At 69.7% G+C, this 18,545-nt stretch carries 16 protein-coding genes and 1 pseudogene; 7 read left to right on the top strand and 10 right to left on the bottom strand.

The features are described 5' to 3' along the window. The 4 genes and pseudogenes from ACVNF4_RS11070 to ACVNF4_RS11085 all read right to left on the bottom strand — a co-directional run. A pseudogene (locus ACVNF4_RS11070) lies at nt 1-556 on the bottom strand (hypothetical protein); the annotation flags it as partial. Between the two features lie 155 nt (nt 557-711). Beyond that, a complete protein-coding gene (locus ACVNF4_RS11075; protein WP_461802559.1) occupies nt 712-1,113 on the bottom strand; it encodes a DUF6113 family protein in 402 nt (133 codons plus the stop codon). Continuing rightward, entirely contained in the window at nt 1,113-2,015 is a 903-nt protein-coding gene (gene mshB, locus ACVNF4_RS11080) for an N-acetyl-1-D-myo-inositol-2-amino-2-deoxy-alpha-D-glucopyranoside deacetylase (protein ID WP_461802560.1), read from the bottom strand. The genes ACVNF4_RS11075 and mshB overlap by 1 nt, the downstream gene beginning before the upstream one ends. A 117-nt stretch (nt 2,016-2,132) precedes the next feature. Then, a complete protein-coding gene (locus tag ACVNF4_RS11085) occupies nt 2,133-2,327 on the bottom strand; it encodes a hypothetical protein (protein WP_461802561.1) in 195 nt (64 codons plus the stop codon). A 184-nt stretch (nt 2,328-2,511) separates the two neighbouring features. On the opposite strand from ACVNF4_RS11085, the gene ACVNF4_RS11090 reads away from it, so the two are divergent. Beyond that, nucleotides 2,512-4,683 (top strand): S9 family peptidase, encoded by a 2,172-nt coding sequence (locus ACVNF4_RS11090; RefSeq protein WP_461802562.1) that lies wholly within the window; start codon nt 2,512-2,514, stop codon nt 4,681-4,683. A gap of 211 nt (nt 4,684-4,894) precedes the next feature. On the opposite strand, the gene ACVNF4_RS11095 is transcribed toward ACVNF4_RS11090, so the two are convergent. The 6 genes from ACVNF4_RS11095 to ACVNF4_RS11120 all read right to left on the bottom strand — a co-directional run bounded on the left by ACVNF4_RS11095 (nt 4,895) and on the right by ACVNF4_RS11120 (nt 11,628). Beyond that, a complete protein-coding gene (locus ACVNF4_RS11095; protein WP_461802563.1) occupies nt 4,895-5,959 on the bottom strand; it encodes an ABC transporter ATP-binding protein in 1,065 nt (354 codons plus the stop codon). Further along, complete coding sequence (locus ACVNF4_RS11100) at nt 5,952-6,926, bottom strand: ABC transporter ATP-binding protein (RefSeq protein WP_461802564.1); 975 nt, start codon at nt 6,924-6,926, stop codon at nt 5,952-5,954. The genes ACVNF4_RS11095 and ACVNF4_RS11100 overlap by 8 nt, the downstream gene beginning before the upstream one ends. 728 nt (nt 6,927-7,654) lie before the next feature. Beyond that, nucleotides 7,655-8,611: an ABC transporter permease gene (locus tag ACVNF4_RS11105; RefSeq protein ID WP_461802565.1), complete on the bottom strand. Its 957-nt coding sequence runs from the start codon at nt 8,609-8,611 to the stop codon at nt 7,655-7,657. Continuing rightward, entirely contained in the window at nt 8,604-9,527 is a 924-nt protein-coding gene (locus ACVNF4_RS11110) for an ABC transporter permease (protein ID WP_461802566.1), read from the bottom strand. The genes ACVNF4_RS11105 and ACVNF4_RS11110 overlap by 8 nt, the downstream gene beginning before the upstream one ends. A 6-nt stretch (nt 9,528-9,533) precedes the next feature. Next, nucleotides 9,534-11,171 carry a peptide ABC transporter substrate-binding protein gene (locus tag ACVNF4_RS11115; RefSeq protein ID WP_461802567.1) on the bottom strand — a complete coding sequence of 546 codons (1,638 nt, stop codon included), beginning with the start codon at nt 11,169-11,171 and terminating at the stop codon, nt 9,534-9,536. Nucleotides 11,172-11,286: 115 nt separating this feature from the next. Further along, nucleotides 11,287-11,628 (bottom strand): helix-turn-helix domain-containing protein, encoded by a 342-nt coding sequence (locus ACVNF4_RS11120; protein ID WP_461802568.1) that lies wholly within the window; start codon nt 11,626-11,628, stop codon nt 11,287-11,289. A 395-nt stretch (nt 11,629-12,023) separates the two neighbouring features. Here ACVNF4_RS11120 and ACVNF4_RS11125 point away from each other — a divergent pair, with 395 nt between their 5' ends. From ACVNF4_RS11125 to ACVNF4_RS11150, 6 genes are all read left to right on the top strand, one after another. Then, a complete protein-coding gene (locus tag ACVNF4_RS11125; RefSeq protein ID WP_461802569.1) occupies nt 12,024-12,563 on the top strand; it encodes a hypothetical protein in 540 nt (179 codons plus the stop codon). Between the two features lie 235 nt (nt 12,564-12,798). Beyond that, entirely contained in the window at nt 12,799-14,589 is a 1,791-nt protein-coding gene (locus ACVNF4_RS11130) for an ABC transporter substrate-binding protein (protein WP_461802570.1), read from the top strand. Further along, complete coding sequence (locus ACVNF4_RS11135; protein WP_461802571.1) at nt 14,586-15,623, top strand: ABC transporter permease; 1,038 nt, start codon at nt 14,586-14,588, stop codon at nt 15,621-15,623. Before ACVNF4_RS11130 ends, ACVNF4_RS11135 begins: the two co-directional genes overlap by 4 nt. After that, a complete protein-coding gene (locus ACVNF4_RS11140; RefSeq protein ID WP_461802572.1) occupies nt 15,620-16,504 on the top strand; it encodes an ABC transporter permease in 885 nt (294 codons plus the stop codon). The genes ACVNF4_RS11135 and ACVNF4_RS11140 overlap by 4 nt, the downstream gene beginning before the upstream one ends. Further along, nucleotides 16,501-17,457, top strand: a complete 957-nt coding sequence (locus ACVNF4_RS11145) for an ABC transporter ATP-binding protein (RefSeq protein ID WP_461802573.1) — start codon at nt 16,501-16,503, stop codon at nt 17,455-17,457. The genes ACVNF4_RS11140 and ACVNF4_RS11145 overlap by 4 nt, the downstream gene beginning before the upstream one ends. After that, the gene (locus ACVNF4_RS11150) at nt 17,355-18,440 is read left to right on the top strand and encodes an oligopeptide/dipeptide ABC transporter ATP-binding protein (protein WP_461802574.1); all 1,086 of its coding nucleotides are present in this window, start codon (nt 17,355-17,357) and stop codon (nt 18,438-18,440) included. Before ACVNF4_RS11145 ends, ACVNF4_RS11150 begins: the two co-directional genes overlap by 103 nt. Nucleotides 18,441-18,545: the final 105 nt, after the last annotated feature.

Raw genomic sequence — 18,545 nt, forward strand, 5'->3', positions numbered from 1 at the left:
CGGGGCGCTTGCCCGGAGCGGCCATCGAGCCGACCACGCCGCCGGGCCGGGCGCCGCCTATGGCACCCCCCGCGGGTCGTGCGCCGGCCGTACCCGGACCGGTACCGGGAGCGGACGGCTGTCCGCCGTTCGTACCGGAAGAGGCTCCGTTGGCACCGGGAATTCCCGCGCCGTTGGTCTTCGGACCGGACGGCCTGCGGGGTGCGAACCAGTCGTTCTTCTCGGCGGCGGGTTCGGCCGCGGGCGCCTCGGGCGCGGGCACCGGCGCGGGTGCGGCGGACTGCGGCTCGACGGCCGTGTCGTCGCCCTCGCCCTCGCCGACGGGCTTGCGCACGACGACGGGGGGAATGGGCCGGGACCCGGGGATGTTGATGCGGATCCGGGTCGTCACCGTGGTCTCGGTCTTGCGTTCCTCCGGCTGGGCGGCCGAACGGCCCGCGTCCGCACCGCCGTCGGACACCATCGGTGTCCCGTACGGGGGCGTGCCCGAGGGGTACGCGGCACCTCCACCGCGCCCGTTGGGCCCGGAGGACGGAGTGTCAGTTTCACGACTCAAGGCAGGCTTCTCCAGGTTGGCTCCGCCGCCCGCCACGACCTCACGGGCAGCTCGGCGGCGCGCACCACCATACTGGCCACTTCTGCCCCCCATCCCACGTGCGCCGGGGAAACCCACACGGGATGCGCACGCTCATGCCACGGCGAAGTGGTACGTCACTTCCCAAGTCGGGCGTCGGCGCCGATCGGTTGCCGCCCGACGCCAAGGGTGGCGCAGATCACAGCTGTTGCCATGCCGCCGAGCAGGAACAGGTACGAGCCACCGCCCGCCGCGAACAGGAAGTCGCCTTCGGGACGCCCGGCCGTCAACAGGACGACGGTGATCATCCACCCGACGGCGGGGGCGACGGCGCCCGCGCGCGTGCCGACGGCTCGCGCACCGCCCAGGAACAGCCCGGCGGACCCGGCGAGCGCCAGCAGCAGTCCACCCGGGAACCAGCCCGCCTGGACGAGCGACCCGGCGACGCCGGTCACCGCGCCGAGCAGCAGCAGCCCCACATAGGCCGCGGCACGGCCCGCGGAGGGGGGTTTGAGGGGCTGGGAGAGGTCGAGGGACATCAGAGGTCGCCCTTCCCCTCGCGAGGCTCTCCGTCGCCGTCCTGGGCGATCCCGGCGAACAGGTCGCTCTCGCGGCCCTCGGCCACCCCGCGCTCTCCGCGCGCCAGTTGGTAGTACTCGGTGTCGAAGAGCGGCTGGGCGAGGTAGTTCGAGAGGATGAAGTACCGGTCCCCGGGAGCCACTTCGAGCTGTGTCGCGTGCGCGCGCATGGCGGTCACCTTTGCTTGCGCGTACGGTCCGCCGGCGATCTCCGTGGTGATCAGAGCGTCGTCGACGACACCGGGGACGTCACCGATCTCGCCCGCCTTGTCGAACGGCAGCTCCGGGAGGTCGGCTTCCAGCCGCGCGAAGGCGTCCTCGGCGACCGCGCGCGGGACGCGGTTGAAGTACACCTTCTGGACGGGTACGCCCTCGGCGCCCGCGAGTTCAACCGCGCGCATGCTGACGCGGTGGGCCTGGATGTGGTCGGGATGGCCGTAGCCGCCGTCCTCGTCGTACGTGACGAGGACCTGGGGCCGTACCTCGCGGATGACGTCGAGGAGCTGCCCCGCGGCCGTGTCGAGGTCCGCCTGCCAGAAGCAGCCCGGGTCGTCGTTGTCGGCGGTGCCCATCATCCCGGAGTCGCCGTAGCGCCCGGCGCCACCGAGCAGCCGGACGTCGTCCACCCCGAGGGCCCGCATCGCCTCGGCCAGCTCCTGGCGGCGGTGCGCGCCGAGGGCGGGGCCGGAGAGGTGGGCCAGCTCAGGGGGGATGACTTCGCCGCGCTCCCCGAGCGTGCAGGTGACCAGCGTCACCCGCACACCCTCGGCCGCGTACCGGGCCATGGTCGCGCCGTTGTTGATCGACTCGTCGTCCGGGTGCGCGTGCACCAGGAGGAGCCGGTGGGAGGGGAGATCCGTCATGGGGGCCAGCCTACAAACTGCTCCCGGCGAACCAGGACTGATCGGCCCCGACGAGGGAAGTCGGACATGGAAGAAGGGCCCCGGGCGTGGCTTGACCGGAGCCTGGACGGAAGGACGTCAGAACTTGAGGCCGCCGATCATGTCCGCAACGTTCTTCGTCAGATCACTGATCGTGGGGGCGACGGTGGAGGACGCCAAGTAGAAGCCGAGCAACATGCAGACGACTGCATGGCCGCCTTTCAGGCCCGACTTCTTGATCAGCAAGAAGACGACGATCGCCAGCAGCACCACCGCCGATATCGAGAGTGCCACGGCGGCTCACCTCCAAGGACCCGGGTACCAGGGGAACAGAGCGGGAGAACGTGTAAATCCATACAACAGCCAGCAGGTTGATACCCACATAGCGGTAGTGATCATAGCTACGGATATGCGCGCATCCTTCGGCGCACGGACGCGCAAGGGGGCGCGCGGCCAACATGCCTCGTAGGGTCGGGACATGACCAACGAGAGCGGTTCTCCCGCCGACTCCTTCCCCCGCCGACACGCCCGTACCCAGCGATTCACCCTCGGCGCGCCGCGTTCGTTCACCGCCGCGCCGGACGGAGAGCGTGTCGTGTTCCTGCGCTCGGCGTCCGGAACGGACCGCGCGAACGCCCTGTGGGTCCTCGACCCGGCGGACGGCTCCGAGCGCCTCGCCGCGGACCCCGGCGCCCTGCTCGGCGGCACGGACGAGGATCTTCCACCCGAGGAGCGGGCCCGCCGCGAACGCTCCCGCGAGGGCGGCGCGGGCATCGTCGGCTACGCCACCGACGCGGCCGTCGAGTTGGCCTCTTTCGCGTTGTCAGGGCGGCTTTTCACGGCCGGGCTGCGGGCCGGCACGGCACGCGAACTCCCCGTCCGGGGGCCCGTGATCGACCCCCGTCCGGCGCCCGACGGACGGCATGTCGCCTACGTCGCCGGAGGGGCCCTGCGGGTCGTCGGCGCGGAGGGGGACGGTGATCGCGCGCTCGCCGAACCCGAATCCGTGTCCGTCACGTACGGATTGGCCGAATTCATCGCCGCCGAGGAGATGGACCGGCACCGTGGTTTCTGGTGGTCGCCGGAGGCGGACCGGCTGCTCGTGGCGCGGGTGGACGACACGCCGGTGAAGCGGTGGTGGATCTCCGACCCGGCCCATCCGGAACGTGAGCCACAGCACATTCCGTACGCCCAGGCGGGCACCGAGAACGCGATCGTACGCCTGTTCGCGCTGGGCCTCGACGGGTCCCGGACGGAGGTCGTCTGGGACCGGGCGCGCTTCCCCTATCTGGCGCGTGTGCACTGGTCAGCGGCGGGTGCGCCGCTGCTGCTCGTACAGGCGCGCGACCAGCGCAGCCAGTTGTACCTGGCCGTCGACATCGACTCCGGGGCGACCCGGATGGTGCACGCCGACGAAGATCGAGTTTGGCTTGATCTTTACCCTGGTGTGCCCTGCTGGAGCCCCTCCGGACAGCTCGTGCGCATCGCCGACGAGGGTGGCGCGCGCGTTCTGGCCGTCGGCGAACGTCCGCTGACGACAGCGCAGTTGCATGTGCGAGCGGTGCTGGACGTCTCCGGTGACGACGTCCTGGTGTCGGCCTCCGCCGGGGAGGAGGCGGCCGACCCCGAGACCGGCGAGGTGCACGTCTACCGCGTCAACGAGCTGGGCGTGCAACGGCTTTCGGAGGAGCCCGGCGTCCACACGGCCGTGCGCTCCGGTGACGTCACCGTCCTCGTCTCGGCGGCCCTGGACCGGCCCGGTGCCGTCGCGCGCGTCCTGCGGGGCGGGAAGCCGGTCGCGACCGTCGCCTCGTACGCCGAGGATCCCGGTCTGTCCCCGCGCGTCCAGCTCACCCAGGGGGGCGCACGCCGGATTCCGTGCGCCGTGCTGCTGCCCCGGGACTACACCGGTGACGCTCCCCTCCCGGTCCTCCTCGACCCCTACGGCGGGCCGCACGGACAGCGCGTCGTCTCCGCGCACAACGCCCACCTCACCTCCCAGTGGTTCGCCGACCAGGGGTTCGCGGTGGTCGTCGCCGACGGGCGCGGGACGCCGGGGCGGTCGCCGGCCTGGGAGAAGTCGGTACGCGACGAACTCGCCGCCGTCGTCCTGGAGGACCAGGTCGACGCGCTCCAGGCGCTGGCCGCCGACTTCCCCCTCGACCTCACCCGCGTCGCCATCCGGGGCTGGTCCTTCGGCGGCTACCTCGCCGCCCTCGCGGTCCTGCGCCGCCCCGACGTCTTCCACGCGGCCGTCGTCGGCGCACCCGTCACCGACCTGCGCCTCTACGACACCCACTACCAGGAGCGCTACCTCGGCCACCCCGCCGAACAGCCCGACGTCTACCGCCGCAACTCCCTCGTGGACGACGCGGGGCTGGTCGACGCGGCACCCGAGCACCGGCCGATGATGATCATCCACGGGCTGGCGGACGACAACGTGGTGGTCGCACACTCCCTGCGGCTGTCGTCGGCCCTACTGGCCGCCGGCCGCCCGCACGAGGTGCTGCCGTTGTCGGGGGTGACCCACATGACGCCCCAGGAGGAGGTCGCGGAGAACCTGCTGCGGCTTCAGCTGGACTTCCTGCGGCGGTCGTTGGGCTTGAAGCGGGCCGACCACGAAGACACCACAGAGCACCGCAACCATTAATTGAGGAACCACAGCGACACCCGGGCCACCTCCGCGAGAGCGGCGCCGGTTTAGGCGCAAAAAGGGGCAACGGACCGGGACGACATGGCGCGTCCCGGTCCGTTTACGGCACCCGCACGGCCGTACGTTGTTCAGATTGGCCCGTCCGTATATCGGAACCGGGTCAAGGAAGTTGCTTGCGTGTTAACGCGATTACTGTGCGTTTGCGCGGCTATGGGGTCCCGTTTCCTTGATCGTCATCCACCGGGACCACCTGCTTCTCCTCCGCGAAATGGCAGGCCGAGTCGTGTGCGGCCGGGCCCCGGACGTCCCTGAACTCCGCCGGGACGGCAAGGAGCGGGACCTCCAGCTCGCATCTCTCCTGGGCCTTCCAGCACCGCGTGCGGAAGCGGCAGCCGGAGGGGACGTTCGTCGGGGACGGGACGTCGCCGGAGAGGATGATCCGGTCGCGGTGCTCGCGGGCGTCCGGGTCGGGGACCGGGACTGCGGAGAGCAGGGCCTGGGTGTACGGGTGAGTGGGGTGGTCGTAGATCTCCGCGTCCTTGCCGATCTCCACGATCCGGCCCAGGTACATGACGCCGACGCGGTCCGAGATGTGCCGGACGATCGACAGGTCGTGCGCGATGAACACGTACGACAGGGAGAACTCGCTCTGGAGGCGCTCCAGCAGGTTGATCACCTGGGCCTGGACGGAGACGTCCAGCGCGGAGACCGGTTCGTCGGCGACGATCACCTCGGGGCGCAGCGCGAGCCCGCGCGCGATGCCGATGCGCTGGCGTTGGCCGCCGGAGAACTGGTGGGGGTAGCGGTTGATGTACTCCGGGTTCAGGCCGACGACGTCGAGGAGATCCTGGACGCGTCTGTGCCGGTCGCCCTTGGGGGCCACCTCGGGGTGGATCTCGTACGGTTCGCCGATGATGTCGCCGACCGTCATGCGGGGGTTGAGGGAGGTGTAGGGGTCCTGGAACACCATCTGGATGTTGCGGCGGACCGCCTTGAGGGCGCGGCCGGAGAGCTTGGTGATGTCCTCGCCCTTGTACTTGATCGCGCCGGCGGTGGGGCGTTCAAGGTTGACGAGCATCTTCGCAACTGTTGATTTGCCGCAGCCGGATTCCCCGACGATGCCGAGGGTCTCTCCACTGTTGAGGGTGAAATCAACACCGTCAACGGCCTTGACGGCGCCTACCTGCTTCTTGAGCAGGATCCCTTGAGTGAGCGGGTAGTGCTTGACCAGTCCGGTGACTTCCAGGATCGGCTCAACTGTTGAATCAACCATTGAGGCACTCCCTCCAGAAGTGGCAGGCGCTGGTGCGGTGTTCGCCGGCCTCGTGCAGCGGGGGCACGTCCGTGCGGCAGATGTCCTGAGCCATCGGGCAACGAGGGTTGAACGCGCAACCCGTAGGGATGTTCATCAAGTTGGGCGGCAGTCCCTTGATCGCGTACAGCTCCTGGCCCTTCTGATCAAGACGGGGGATGGAATCAAGCAGTCCGCGCGTATATGGGTGGGCCGGTGCCTTGTAGATGTCGTGCACCGGTGCCTGTTCGACGATCCGTCCCGCGTACATGACGGCGATCCGGTCGGCGACGTCCGCGACGACCCCGAGGTCGTGCGTGATGAGGATCAACCCCATGTTGTACTCGCGCTGCAACTCCGCGAGGAGGTCCATCACCTGGGCCTGGACCGTCACGTCGAGGGCGGTGGTCGGCTCGTCCGCGATGATGAGGGCCGGTTCGAGGGCCAACGCCATGGCGATCATGATCCGTTGGCGCATACCGCCGGAGAACTGGTGGGGGTACTGCCGGACGCGTTCCTTGGCAGCGGGGATACGGACGCGGTCCATCAGCTCGACGGCCTTGGCGCGGGCGTCCTTGCGGGACATCCCCCGGTGCACCTCGAACATCTCCCCCAGCTGATCCCCCACGCTCAGCACGGGGTTCAACGAGGACAGCGCGTCCTGGAAGATCATCGCCATCTGCGCGCCCCGGATCTTCCTCCGCTCCTCCTCCTTGAGCTTCAGCAGATCCTGCCCGTTGAACAGAATCTCCCCGCCACCGATCCGCCCCGGCGGCATGTCCAGAATCCCCATGATCGCCTGCGCGGTGACGGACTTCCCCGACCCCGACTCCCCCAGCACCGCCAGCGTCTCCCCCGCCTCCACCCCGTACGACACCCCGTTGACCGCCTTGGCCACCCCGTCCCTCGTACGGAACTCCACATGCAGATCACGCACTTCGAGCAACATGACTCCGACTCACCTCACTCCCGGACGGGACGGACACAGGGACAGGGCACAGGGCCCCGGGGACGGGGAGGGGCCGCCGAGGCGGAGGGGATCGGCGGGCTCGGGTTGACCGGCGGGGTTGATGAAGTTGACGGGGTTGACGGGGTTGATCAAGCCGACGGGGCCGACCGGCCCGCAGGAGCCGAGCGCACCGGCCCGTTCGGCCAGAACGCCCCTGCGGGCAACGGGGGATGAGGACGGCAGCGGTTGTCTGCGCACTCCGGGGCTTCCGATGGGGATACCGATGTGTGCGGGGAACCCGCGAAGGGCGCGCGGAGAGGGCATCCGTGAACGTGCCGCGTGAAGTCGTCACGGCTGGAGCTGCCGACCCCGCTGGTCCGGCGGAACGTGTCGGGACCACCGCCCCCGCAGGTCCCGCCCACCTCACCGACCCCACCGCGCCCCCGGCACCCCGCCCCGGCACGCCAGTACGACACCGCTGAACGCCGGGCACGCCGACGTCGTCCACCGCGTCACGCCCGGCCCCGCCGGTACCGCTGGTCCGGCGTGGCGTGCCCGCGCCACCGGCCTCCGGGGTCCGATCCGTCTCACCGGCCCCACCTCCCCCAAAACGCCGCCCCACTCCGGCACGCCGGCCCGACACCCGGCACTGCTGGATCCCCGGCCCGTCGACGTCGTCCACCACATCGCCCCCACTCACCCGCACCGCCCCACCCGTCCTCACCCCCTCACCTCAGCTTCGGATCAAGCGCATCCCGCACGGCATCGCCCAGCATGATGAACGCCAGGACGGTGATCGCGAGGGCGCCGGAGGGCCAGAGGAGGGCGTGGGGGGCGTTGCGGATGTAGGGGGAGGCGGCGGAGATGTCGATGCCCCAGGAGACGCTGGGGGGTTTCAGGCCGACGCCCAGGTAGGACAGGGTCGCTTCCAGGGCGATGTACGTGCCCAGGGCGATGGTCGCCACGACGATCACCGGGGCGACCGCGTTGGGGGTGATGTGGCGGAGCAGCATGCGGGAGTTCGAGGCGCCCAGCGCCCTCGCCGCCTGGACGTAGTCGTTCTGTTTGGCCGTGATGACCGAACCCCGGGCGATGCGGGAGATCTGGGGCCAGCCCAGCAGGACCATGAAACCGATGACCGGCCAGATCGTGTTGCTCGTGACGACCGAGAGCAGGACCAGACCCCCCAGCACCACCGGGATCGCGAAGAAGATGTCGGTGATGCGGGAGAGGATCGAGTCCCAGATGCCGCCGAAGAACCCGGCGAGTCCGCCGAGGACGCTGCCGAGGATCGCGACGCCGAGGGTGGCCAGGACGCCGACGGCGACGGACGTGCGGGCGCCGTACACGGTCCGGGTGTAGACGTCGCAGCCCTGGCCGTCGTAGCCGAAGGGATGCCCGGAGGACGAACCCTGCTGCGCCTTGCCGAGGTCGCACTTGAGGGGGGAGCCGGAGGCGATCACCGAGGGCCACAGGGAGATGAAGACGAGGAAGAGGATGACGAGCGCGGAGAGGATGAAGACGGGGTTGCGGCGCAGGTCGCGCCACGCGTCGGACCAGAGAGAGCGGGGGCGTTCCGAAGGCCCGCCCGGCTCCAGGCTGTTGCCCTCGCTGACCGCGAGGTCCATCGCCGCGCCCATCCCGGTCGCGGCGATCACGCCCTCGGGCTCCTGGGGTTCAGGCATAGCGGATCCTCGGGTCGAGTACGGCGTACAGGAGGTCGACGAGCAGGTTCGCCACCAGGAAGACCAGCACCAGCACCGTCACGAACCCGACGACGGTCTGGGTGTTCTGCCGCAGGATGCCCTGGTAGAGCTGGTACCCGACGCCGTGGATGTTGAAGATCCGCTCGGTGACGATCGCCCCGCCCATGAGCGCGCCGACGTCGGTGCCGATGAACGTGACGACGGGGATGAGTGAGTTGCGCAGGAGGTGACGCGTCACCACCCGGCGCCGGGGAAGGCCCTTCGCGATGGCCGTACGGACGTAGTCCGCACGCCGGTTCTCCGCGATGGACGTCCGCGTCAGCCGCGTGACGTACGCGAGGGACACGGACGCCAGCACCAGCCCGGGGACGAAGAGTTCACCGAACGCCGCGTCCGTGGAGACGGACGGTTTGATCCACCCCCACTCGACGCCGAGCAGCAGTTGGAGCAGCAGGCCGGTGACGAAGGTGGGGATGGAGATGACGACGAGGGTGACGAGGAGGACGGCGGTGTCGACGGGCCTGCCCCGCCGCAGGCCCGTGACGACGCCGAGGGTGATGCCGATGACGATCTCGATGAGGATCGCGACGATCGTCAGGCGGATCGTGACGGGGAACGCGGTCGACATCAGCTCGGTGACCTTCTGGCCGTTGAACGCCGTACCGAAGTCTCCGGTGAAGACGTTCCCCATGTAGGTCAGGTACTGCTGCCAGACCGGCTTGTCGAGCCCGAACTCTTTCTTGAGCTGGGCGGCCGTCGCGGGGTCGCACGCCCGCTCGCCGCACAGTCCGGCGATGGGGTCGCCCATCACGTTGACCATGAGGAAGATCAGCAGGGTGGCGCCGACGAAGACGGGGATCATCTGGAGCAGGCGCCGGACGACGTAGCGTCCCATGGCGGATCAGCCGACCTTGATCTCGTTGTAGACCGGGACGGAGAACGGGTTGAGCTTGACGTTCGAGAGGCGCTGCGAGTAGCCGGCGCTGCCGTTCTGGTACCAGAGGGGGATGGCGCCCATGTTGTCGCGCAGGACCTCCTCGGCCTTCTGGAAGTCGTCGACGGCCTTGCCGGTGTCGGTCTCGGCGTTGGCCTGGTCGACGAGCTTGTCGAAGTCCTTGTTGGACCACTGGCCGTCGTTGGAGGAGGCGTCGGTGTAGTACAGCGGCTGGAGGAAGTTCTGGATGAGCGGGTAGTCCATCTGCCAGCCGGCGCGGAAGGGGCCGCTCATCTTGTGCTGCGTGATCTGGTTGCGGAAGTCGGCGAAGGTGCCGACGGGGTTGCCGACGCACGCCTTGTCGTTGCCGAGGGCGTTGTTGATGGAGTTGCAGACGGCGTCCACCCACTGCTTGTGGGAGCCGGTGTCGGCGTTGTAGCTGATCTTGACCTGGCCGCCGGGCAGTCCGCCGCCCTCCTGGATCAGCTTCTTGGCCGCGGCGGGGTCGTATTTGCAGGCGTCGCCGCACAGGCCCGCCTTGTAGCCGCCGGTGTCGCCGAGGACCGGGGAGGTCCAGTCGGTGGCGGGGGTGCGGGTCTTCGCGAAGATCGTGTCGGTGATCTGCTGCCGGTTGATCGCCATGGAGAGGCCCTGGCGGACCTTCTCGGAGCCCGCCTTGTTCCAGTCCTTGTCGTAGAACGGGAAGGCGAGGGTCTGGATGATCCCGGCGGGGGTGTTGAGGTAGCGGTCGCCGAGGTCGCTCTTGACGTTCTTGAGCTGCGAGGCGGGGACGTCGTCGACGAGGTCGAGGTTGCCGGCCATCAGGTCGGTGTACGCCGTGTTGTTGTCGGTGTAGACCTTGAGGGTGACGCCGCTGTTCTGCGCCTTGTCGGCGCCGGGGTACTTGTCCCACTTCTTCAGGCTCATCTGGGAGCCCTTGGTGTACGAGTCGATGGTGTACGGCCCGTTGCCGACGGGCTTCTTCAGCCAGCCGGCGTGGTCGGTGTAGAAGGTCTGCGGGAGCGGGACGAACGCGTTGTACCCGAGGGTGTCGGGGAACGTGGAGAACTTCTGCGACAGCTTGATCGTGAAGGTCAGCGGGCCGGTGACCTTGAGCCCGGAGAGGGTGTCGGCGCTCTGGGCGCCGCCGTTCTCGGGGTGCGTCTTGGTGAACCCGTCGATGTAGGAGAAGAAGTACGCGTTCTTCTGGTTGTTCTTGAGGCTCGCCGCGTAGTTCCAGGCGTCCACGAAGGACTTGGCGGTGACCTTCTCGCCGTTGCTGAACGTCCAGCCGTCCTTGACGGTGACGGTGAAGTTCTGCGAGTCGGTCGTCTCGATCTTGTCGGCGAGCATGTCGTTCGCCTTGCCGGTCTCGGGGTCGTACCGCTTGAGTCCCCGGAAGGCCATGTCGAGGACCTTGCCGCCCTGCACCTCGTTGGTGTTGGCGGGTTCCAGCGGGTTCTGCGGGTCGCCCCAGGACGCGGTGAGCACGCCGCTGCCGCCGCCGCTCCCTCCGCTGTCGCCGCCGCCCCCGCCACATCCCGTCGCGACCAGAGCGACCGCCGCCGCCCCTACGACCCACTTGGCGTGCGTGGCTCCACGCATGGATGCCTCCCTCATGTACCGCACATGTCCGTTATGGGCCACTATCGGCACATATCAGACGTACGGCACATTCGGGACGTCCATTCGCGGGACGGCGGCGCCCCCCGGGACGGAGTCAGCCCGCCTTGGCCAGGCGGCTCACCGGCACCGGCGCCGGGCGGCGGACCTGCGCACCCGGCGCCCGGAAGGCCACCTGGACCGACCCGGTCGGGGAGAGGGCGATGAGGAGGCTGGCGGCCATGGCCGCGGCGAGCCGCTCCAGGAGGGGCAGCGTCGGGACGGCCCTGCCTCTTTCGAGGCGGGAGAGGGCGCCCTGGCTCATTCCGGCCTGGGCGGCGAGGCGCTCCTGCGTGAGACCGAGCTCGACGCGGCGGGCGCGGACCGCGGCGCCGAGAGGGGTGCCGAGGCAGTCCCAGCCGGTGTTTGGACGAGGGGCGTGCACGACCATGTTCTTCATCTCCCCGTGGTGACGACGCGAACGGAAACGCCGATGCCCAGGGGACACCCGCGACAGGGGTGAAGGTTCCCCACTTAAGCAACATTTGAGGTTGCCCACCGGGCGTTATGCCGACGAATGCATACCGCCCCAAGATGTGATCCAGACCACATTATTCAGCTCGAACATAGGGGCATATCACCCATTCCGCGACCAATCCCAACGCCCCCGAAGGCGCTATAGGCGTTTTGGCCACCCCCTTCGACGCCCTGTCAATCCCCGCGCGAACTCCCTTTCCGGCCAACCCGGTTGTCACCCCGGCCATCCCCCGGCCAACCTTCACCTCGCCACGGCGCCGGACATCGCGAACCGGAACCCCGCCGACGGTGAACCGCTCATCGAAAGGACCTGCATCCGTGCGGAAAATCGCCAGCTCAGTGATCGCGTCCGCCCTCCTCGCCGGCGGCGCGGTGGCCGTCTCGGCGGCGCCCGCCTCCGCCGCCTGCCCGCCCGACCCGGGCGTCCGCTACACCATCACGAACAAGTCCACCATCAGCCAGCCCACCAACCTCCACAGCGAGTGGATGTACGACAACCTGGGCGGCAACCTCACGTACAACAAGACGACGACTGCGGCGGTCAACGCCAGTGGCACCGCGACCCTCGGCACCGAGGCCGGCGTCATCTTCGCCAAGGCGAGCGCCTCCTTCTCGGTCACCGTCGGCAAGACCTGGACCAAGTCGAGCAGCTGGACCTACTCGATCCCGGCGAAGAACAAGGCCGGCAAGACCAAGGTCCGCATGACGATGTTCCACGAGTCGAAGAAGTTCCTCGCGACGAAGTACGCGTACCACTACGACGCGCGCTGCAAGTACGTCGAGAAGAAGGTCTGGGCGAAGTGGATCACCGCTCCGGTGAAGAAGGACGCCAACGTCTGGGGCCTTGAGTGGAAGTAGGCCCGACGAGGTCCTGAGGTGAGGCGACGGCCCGCCGGTGACGACACCGGCGGGCCGTCGGCGTCTCACCAGCCACGCTTCACCGGTCTGGACCTCTGTCGTCCGACAATCCGATGATCAACGCGTTTCCGCAGGCCACACGGGGTGCACGCATCGTTGACGGCGGCTTCGGCACCCTGGTACACCGTCCGACAACCGGTCCCTGTGCGAGTGGTGTGAAGCGAGGTCATGTGCGATGAACCGACCCGGACGCCTCCTGACGGCCGCGGCCCTCACCACGTCCCTCCTGCTCCCCGTAGTACCTCAGGCGCAGGCGAAGGACGGCCCCGAAGTACTCACCGTCGCCGTCGCCCAGAGCGTCGACTCCCTGAGCCCCTTCCTCGCCTACCGCCTCGTCAGCACCAGCATCCTGCGCCTGACGTACGAGTACCTGACGGACTACGACCCCGGCGACGCCCACGCGGTCCCCGGTCTGGCGACGAAGTGGACCCCCTCCCCCGACAAGCTGACCTGGACGTACACGATCCGCTCCGACGCCACCTGGTCGGACGGGAAGAAGGTCACCGCCGAGGACGCGGCCTGGACGTTCACGAAGATGATGACGGACCCCAAGGCGGCCACCGCGAACGGGAGTTACGTCACCAACTTCGCCCAGGTGACGGCGCCGACACCGACTCGACTGGTGATCAGGCTGAAGAGCCCCCAGGCGACCATGACGGCCCTGGACATGCCGATCGTGCCGAAGCACGTGTGGGAGAAGGTCGGCGACTTCTCGAAGTTCGGCAACGACAAGACGTTCCCGGTCGTCGGTGACGGCCCCTACCTCCTCGCCGACTACAAGGCCGACAGCTACGTCCGCCTCAAGGCCAACAAGAACTTCTGGCGGGGCGCCCCGAAGTTCGACGAGCTGCTCTTCAAGTACTACAAGGACGGGGACGCGGCCGTCGCCGCCCTCCAGAAGGGCGAGGTGTCCTTCGTCCCCAACCTCACCCCCGCCCAGGCGAACGCCCTCGCCGACCACGAGAACATCAAGGTGAACGACGCCCCGGGGCGCCGCTTCTACGCCCTCGCCGTCAACCCGGGCGCCCGCGCCAAGGACGGCACCCGCTTCGGCGACGGCCACCCCTCCCTCCAGGACCCGCGCGTCCGCCAGGCCCTGTTCCGGGCCGTCGACCGAAAGGCCCTGATCGACAAGGTGTTCCAGGGCCACGCCGTCGAGGGCGAGGGGTACATCCCGCCCCGGTTCGCCGACTACTTCTGGAAACCCTCGGCCGAGCAGAAACTCGCGTACGACCCAGAGCGCGCCGCTCGACTCCTCGATCAGGCGGGCTACAAGAAGAACGCGGACGGCCGCCGCCTCGGCAAGGACGGCAAGCCCATCACCTACCGCGTCCTGTGCCACGCGACCGACCCGAACGACAAGGCGGTCGGCCAGTACCTCAAGGAGTGGTGGGACAAGCTCGGCATCGGGCTGCGGCTCGACTGCCTCGACAACGTCACCGACCCGTGGCTCGCGGGCCGATACGACCTCGCCTTCGACGGCCTGTCGGTCAACCCCGACCCGGACTACGCCCTCTCCATCCACACCTGCGGCGCCCTCCCCGCGACCCCCAAGGACACCGGCTCGACCGACAACTTCATCTGCGACAAGCCGTACGACTCCCTGTACGCACGGCAGTTGGCCGAGTACGACCCGGTGCGGCGGGCCGGTCTCGTCAAGGAGATGGAGGCGCGGCTGTACGACCTGGCCTACATGAACGTCATGGCGTACCCGAACTCCGTGGAGGCCTACCGCACGGACCAGATCGCCTCGGTCGAGACGATGCCGAAGGCCGCCGGGAACATCTACGGGCAGGACGGGTACTGGAGTTGGTGGTCGGCGGTGCCGGCGGCCTCGTCCGGCACGTCGTCGTCGGGCATGTCCGCCGGGGCGGTCGCCGGGATCGCCGTCGGGGCCGTCCTGCTCGTCGGGGCCGGGGTGTTCCTCGGGCTGCGGCGGCGTGCGGGGGCGGAGGACCGGGAGTGAGCGAGGCGGTTGACACTGTCGCTGTTGCGCGAGAGGCGCGCGCCCGACGGACCTCGGACGGCTATCTCCGGTACCTGGCCGGGAAGTTGGGCGGCGCCGTCGTCTCGCTGCTGGCGGTGCTCGTCACCGGGTTCTTCCTGTTCCGGCTGATCCCGGGCGACCCGGTGAAGACGATGACCGGGGGCCGGGCGGTGTCGGCGGAGCAACTGGCGCAGTACCGCAAGGAGTTCGGGCTCGACCTGCCGGTGTGGCGGCAGTTCACGGACTACTGCGGGAAGGCGCTCACCGGTGACCTCGGGACGTCGTACCAGTTCCGCGCCCCCGTCGTCGACAAGATCACCGAGGCGCTGCCGAACACGCTGCTGCTGACGGGGACCGGGTTCGTGCTGTACACGCTGCTGGGTGTCGTCCTCGGGACGCGCTCCGCGTGGCGGCACGGCGGGTTCGGCGACCGCTTCAACACCGGGCTCGCGCTGGTGCTGTTCTCGGTGCCGTCGTTCTGGCTGGGGCTGCTGCTGATCATCGTGTTCGCGGTCGGCGCGGGACCGATCCCGGGACTCTTCCCAACTGGCGGGATGGAGACGGGCGGTGAGGAGGGGTTCGCGTATGTGCTGGACGTGGCACACCACTTGGTGCTGCCGGTGGTGACGTTCGTCGCCGTCGAGTACGGGCAGACGCTGCTCGTGACGCGGTCCGCGCTGCTCGACGAGATGGGCAGCGACTATCTGACGACCGCGCGGGCCAAGGGACTTCGGGACGCGGTGGTGCGGCGCCGGCATGCCGTGCCGAACGCGCTGCTGCCGACGGTGACTCTGGTCTTCGTCAACCTGGGGAGGACCGTCGCCGGGGTGATCCTGGTGGAGACGGTGTTCTCCTGGCCGGGGCTCGGCGGGCTCTTCTACCAGGCGCTCAGCGTGCCCGATCTGCCGCTCGTGCAGGGCCTGTTCCTGTTCTTCGCGTCGGCGGTGATCGTCATGAACACCCTCGCCGACCTCGTCTATCCGCTGCTCGACCCGAGGGTGGCCGCCCGATGACGACCCTGGCGTGGCAGCGCCGGCGCCTGAGCGCCGTCCGCTTCTGGAACACCTACCGCACGCACCGCGCGGGACTGCTCGGCCTCGCGGTGCTGGCCGCGTTCGCGCTGGTCGCCCTCACGGCTCCGCTCACGGTCGGCGCGGACGTCACCGGGGTGACCGACGCTCCCGGCCGGCCGCTGGAGAGCCCGAGCCGCGAGTTCTGGCTCGGCACCGACCGCTACGGACGTGACCTGCTGGGCCTGTTGGTCTGGGGCTCGCGGGTGTCGCTGCTCGTCGGGCTGCTCGCCGCGTTCCTGTCGGTGGCGATCGGGGCGGTCGTCGGGATCACCGCCGGGCACTTCAAGGGGGTGTACGCGACGGTCGCGATGCGGGTCACGGACTGGTTCCTGGTGCTGCCGACGCTGGTCCTCGCGATCGCCCTCCTGACCGTGATGTCCCGGTCCCTCGGGACGGTCGTCCTCGCGATCGGCGTCACCACCTGGCCGACGACGGCGCGGCTGGTGCGGGCGCAGACGCTGGCCGTCGAGTCCCGGCCGTACATCGAGCGCGCGACGGCGCTGGGGGGCGGGCACGGGCACATCATGCTCCGGCACGTCCTGCCGAACGTGCTGCCGCTGATCCTCGCGCAGACGACCCTGATGGTGTCGTCGTCGATCCTCGCGGAGGCGACCCTCGCGTTCCTCGGGCTGGGGGATCCGACTGTGGTGTCCTGGGGCGGACTTCTCCAGGAGGCCCGGGAGGCGGGGGCGGTGAGCGCGGGTGACTGGTGGTACCTGGTGCCGCCGGGGATCGCGATCGCGGGGGTGGCGCTGGCGTTCACGCTGTGCGGGCGTGCGGTGGAGACGGTGCTCAACCCGAGGCTGGGGGTGGGGCGTTGAGCGTCCTTGAGGTGCGGGATCTGCGGGTGACGTACGCGGGCGGGTTCGCGGCGGTGCGTGGCGTGGACCTCGACCTGACGGCTGGTCAGAAGCTGGGTGTGGCGGGCGAGTCGGGGTGCGGGAAGTCGACGCTGGCCCTCGCGCTGCTGCGGCTGCTGCCGCCCGGGGCGCGGGTGTCGGGGCAGGTCCTGCTGGACGGTGAGGACGTCCTGACGATGCGCTGGGGGCGGCTGCGGGCCGTCCGCTGGGCCGGTGCCTCGATCGTCTTCCAGGGCGCCATGCACTCCCTCAACCCCGTCCACCGCGTCGTCGACCAGATCGCCGAGCCGATCGTCCTGCACGGTGGGGTGACGCCGACCGCCGCTCGCCGCACGGCGGGTGAGCTGCTGGAGCAGGTGGGGCTCCCGGCCGCCCGGGGCCGTGCCTACCCGCACGAGCTCTCCGGCGGCCAGCGCCAGCGCGTCATGATCGCCATGGCGCTCGCCTGCGAGCCGGAGCTGATCGTCGCCGACGAACCGACGACCGCCCTCGACGTCATGGTCCAGGCGCAGATCCTGCGGCTCATCGAGGGGCTGGTCGCGGAGGGGGACCTCAGCCTGATCATGATCAGCCACGACCTCGCGGTCCTCGCCGACACCTGCGACCGCCTCGCGGTCATGTACGCGGGCCGGGTGGTGGAGGAGGGCCCGGCCCGCGAGGTCTTCGAGGCGGCCCGGCACCCCTACGCCCGAGCCCTGTCCTCGGCCTTCCCCCGCATCGGCGACCCCGCGGCCCGCTTCGCCCCCCGGGGCCTTCCCGGAGACCCTCCCGACCCCTCGGACCTGCCACCCGGCTGCGCGTTCCACCCCCGGTGCGAGGTGGCGCTGGAGGTGTGCGCACGGGAGGACCAGGCGTTGCGGGTGGCGGGGACGGAACGCCGGGCGGCGTGCGTGCGGGTGGAGGAGGTCCGGTGAACGACAGCCGAGAGGTTCCCCTCCTGACCGCCGACTCCCTCCACGTCACCTTCCCCGGCCGCCGGGGCGGCCCACCCGTACGTGCCGTGGACGGCGTCGAGTTGAGTGTCCGCGCCGGTGAAGTCGTCGCGCTGGTGGGCGAGTCGGGATGCGGGAAGACGACGCTTGCGCGGGCCCTGCTCGGGCTGGTCCGGCCGAGCGCCGGGCAGGTGACCTTCGCCGGTGCGCCTCTGTCGTACAACTCCCGTGCGCTCAAGGCGTATCGGCGCAGGGCGCAGCTCGTGCTCCAGGATCCGAGCGGTTCACTGAACCCCCGGCACACGGTGTACGACGCGGTGGCGGAGGGGCTGCGGATCCACGGGTTCGACGGTGACGAACCCGTGGCGGTGGCCGAGGCGTTGTCGCGGGCGGGGCTGCGGCCTCCGGAGCGTTTCCTGCTGCGCTATCCGCACGAGCTCTCCGGCGGCCAGCGTCAACGTGTCGTCATCGCGGGGGCGTTGGTGCTGGAGCCGGAGCTGCTGGTCGCGGACGAGCCGGTGGCGTCGCTGGACGCGTCCGTCCGGGGCGAGATCCTCGCGCTGCTGCTGCGCCTGCGCACGGAGTTGGGGCTCGCGGCCCTCGTCGTCACCCATGACCTCGGCCTCGCCTGGAACATCGCGGACCGGGTGGCGGTGATGTACCTCGGCCGGATCGTGGAGACGGGGACGGTGGAGGAGGTCCTGACGGCTCCTCGCCACCCGTACACCCAGGCCCTGCTGTCCGTCCTCCCCGAGGCCCCCGGCACCCCCCTCATCCTCACCGGCGAACCCCCGGACCCCTCCCACATCCCCACCGGCTGCCGCTTCCAGGCCCGCTGCCCGGTGCTGGCGAGCGGGGAGGCGGAGCGGGCCGGGGTGGCGGAGAGGTGCCGTACGGAGGATCCGGGGGTGCTGGGGGCGACTGGGGCAGGTGTGGCCTGCCACTATGCCAAGGCCGGCGCATAAAAGTAGTCAAACCGGACACGCGATAATGAGACCGTTTCATCACGCGTCCTTCACAAAGAGAGTTTGAGCGTCAACTGCTCGCCTGTGAGGATCACCCTGCGCCCC

The sequence above is a fragment of the Streptomyces sp. S6 genome (assembly GCF_054880855.1).